1 protein-coding gene and 3 pseudogenes are annotated in these 2877 nt (G+C 49.1%); 3 read left to right on the top strand and 1 reads right to left on the bottom strand.

The window, feature by feature from the left end; translation table 11 throughout:
- Positions 1–75, top strand: a pseudogene (locus C4F37_RS26895) (IS6 family transposase); the annotation flags it as partial.
- A gap of 168 nt (positions 76–243) precedes the next feature.
- On the opposite strand, the gene aac(3)-IId reads toward C4F37_RS26895, so the two are convergent.
- Positions 244–1104, bottom strand: coding sequence for an aminoglycoside N-acetyltransferase AAC(3)-IId (gene aac(3)-IId / locus C4F37_RS26890; RefSeq protein WP_000557454.1), 861 nt, complete (start codon positions 1102–1104; stop codon positions 244–246).
- A 142-nt stretch (positions 1105–1246) separates the two neighbouring features.
- Between aac(3)-IId and C4F37_RS26885 the strand changes: the two are divergent.
- Together C4F37_RS26885 and C4F37_RS26880 are read left to right on the top strand one after the other, a co-directional pair.
- A pseudogene (locus tag C4F37_RS26885) lies at positions 1247–2212 on the top strand (IS4-like element ISVsa5 family transposase); the annotation flags it as partial.
- A gap of 106 nt (positions 2213–2318) precedes the next feature.
- A pseudogene (locus tag C4F37_RS26880) lies at positions 2319–2877 on the top strand (IS4-like element ISVsa5 family transposase); the annotation flags it as partial.

Raw genomic sequence — 2877 nt, 5'->3', positions numbered from 1 at the left:
GGCCAGGCCTCAGCATTTTATTATGGTGATCCCCTGGGCGAAATGCGCCTGGTAAGCAGAGTTTTTGAAATGTAAGGCCTTTGAATAAGACAAAAGGCTGCCTCATCGCTAACTTTGCAACAGTGCCATTTCCTCGGGGTCAAAGATCAGCGATTTGGAACGCCGATCGCGCAGCCGCTTAGCGAGCGTCGTCTTTCCGGCGCCGAAAGGTCCGTTGATCCAGATTATCATTGTCGACGGCCTCTAACCTGAAGGCTCGCAAGAGCGCTCGACGGCCTCGTGCGGAGGCACGATCGGAGTGGTTCCGAAATGCTTCTCAAGATAGGTGACGCCGAACGTCACGATGTCCTGCGCGTCGAACAGGTAGCACTGAGCAAAGCCCACGACACCTTCTCGATGGCGACCGAGCTTCACGTAAGCATTTGCTATAGTTTCAACCGCATCCGGCTTTCCTTCGATAGCAAAGCAATCGAGAATGCCGTTTGAATCGTAATCCGATGCCGTTTTCCAGGCGACTTCACCGTCTCTTCCAAGCATCGGCATCTCATACGTCACCCACCGTTTGTTGGGGATATCGGCAACCGCCTCGGCGTAGTGCAATGCGGTAACGGAGTTTAGCGGCGCACCCAACAGCAGGGCCTTCCCGCCAAGGCGAACGAACCGCTCGACGGGCGATCCTTCCCCCAAGGCGTGACCGAGTTCGTGAGGCTCCGTCAGCGTTTCAGCCAGCGGACCAACCGCGACCATCGATGCATCGGGGTGCGCGCTGCGCCGCGCGCCGGGGGCTTGAACCAGAAATTGATTCAGCAGGCCGAACCCACGGTAAGTCCCGGCTGTTGCGGGATCGAACGGCAGCCAGGTACGGCGGGCTTCGTCATCCAGCCGAGCGCCATTCAGAGTCTCCTCGTAGGGTGATCGGTCCCACGACGCGTATCCCATCACAGTGCCAGTCGGCCCAACCGCGGAGCGTAACGCGGCAACGACCGTCTCCGCTCCTCCTTCGACCGGACCAATCGCTTTAAGTGAGGCATGCACCATCAAGAGGTCACCGGTTTGGACTCCGAGTTTTTGAAGCGCCTCCGTTATTGCCTTCCGCGTATGCATCGCGATATCTCCTCTAAACTGCAAAACACTATACGCTGATGAATCCCCTAATGATTTTGGTAAAAATCATTAAGTTAAGGTGGATACACATCTTGTCATATGATCAAATGGTTTCGCGAAAAATCAATAATCAGACAACAAGATGTGCGAACTCGATATTTTACACGACTCTCTTTACCAATTCTGCCCCGAATTACACTTAAAACGACTCAACAGCTTAACGTTGGCTTGCCACGCATTACTTGACTGTAAAACTCTCACTCTTACCGAACTTGGCCGTAACCTGCCAACCAAAGCGAGAACAAAACATAACATCAAACGAATCGACCGATTGTTAGGTAATCGTCACCTCCACAAAGAGCGACTCGCTGTATACCGTTGGCATGCTAGCTTTATCTGTTCGGGCAATACGATGCCCATTGTACTTGTTGACTGGTCTGATATCCGTGAGCAAAAACGGCTTATGGTATTGCGAGCTTCAGTCGCACTACACGGTCGTTCTGTTACTCTTTATGAGAAAGCGTTCCCGCTTTCAGAGCAATGTTCAAAGAAAGCTCATGACCAATTTCTAGCCGACCTTGCGAGCATTCTACCGAGTAACACCACACCGCTCATTGTCAGTGATGCTGGCTTTAAAGTGCCATGGTATAAATCCGTTGAGAAGCTGGGTTGGTACTGGTTAAGTCGAGTAAGAGGAAAAGTACAATATGCAGGCCTAGGAGCGGAAAACTGGAAACCTATCAGCAACTTACATGATATGTCATCTAGTCACTCAAAGACTTTAGGCTATAAGAGGCTGACTAAAAGCAATCCAATCTCATGCCAAATTCTATTGTATAAATCTCGCTCTAAAGGCCGAAAAAATCAGCGCTCGACACGGACTCATTGTCACCACCCGTCACCTAAAATCTACTCAGCGTCGGCAAAGGAGCCATGGGTTCTAGCAACTAACTTACCTGTTGAAATTCGAACACCCAAACAACTTGTTAATATCTATTCGAAGCGAATGCAGATTGAAGAAACCTTCCGAGACTTGAAAAGTCCTGCCTACGGACTAGGCCTACGCCATAGCCGAACGAGCAGCTCAGAGCGTTTTGATATCATGCTCTGATGAATCCCCTAATGATTTTGGTAAAAATCATTAAGTTAAGGTGGATACACATCTTGTCATATGATCAAATGGTTTCGCGAAAAATCAATAATCAGACAACAAGATGTGCGAACTCGATATTTTACACGACTCTCTTTACCAATTCTGCCCCGAATTACACTTAAAACGACTCAACAGCTTAACGTTGGCTTGCCACGCATTACTTGACTGTAAAACTCTCACTCTTACCGAACTTGGCCGTAACCTGCCAACCAAAGCGAGAACAAAACATAACATCAAACGAATCGACCGATTGTTAGGTAATCGTCACCTCCACAAAGAGCGACTCGCTGTATACCGTTGGCATGCTAGCTTTATCTGTTCGGGCAATACGATGCCCATTGTACTTGTTGACTGGTCTGATATTCGTGAGCAAAAACGACTTATGGTATTGCGAGCTTCAGTCGCACTACACGGTCGTTCTGTTACTCTTTATGAGAAAGCGTTCCCGCTTTCAGAGCAATGTTCAAAGAAAGCTCATGACCAATTTCTAGCCGACCTTGCGAGCATTCTACCGAGTAACACCACACCGCTCATTGTCAGTGATGCTGGCTTTAAAGTGCCATGGTATAAATCCGTTGAGAAGCTGGGTTGGTACTGGTTAAGTCGAGTAAGAGGAAAAG

The sequence above is a fragment of the Escherichia sp. R1 genome (genome assembly GCF_003000935.1).
GTDB classification, from domain to species: domain Bacteria; phylum Pseudomonadota; class Gammaproteobacteria; order Enterobacterales; family Enterobacteriaceae; genus Escherichia; species Escherichia coli.
Note: the sequence above shows the minus strand (reverse complement) of the source record. Positions and strands in the feature narration are given on the sequence as shown.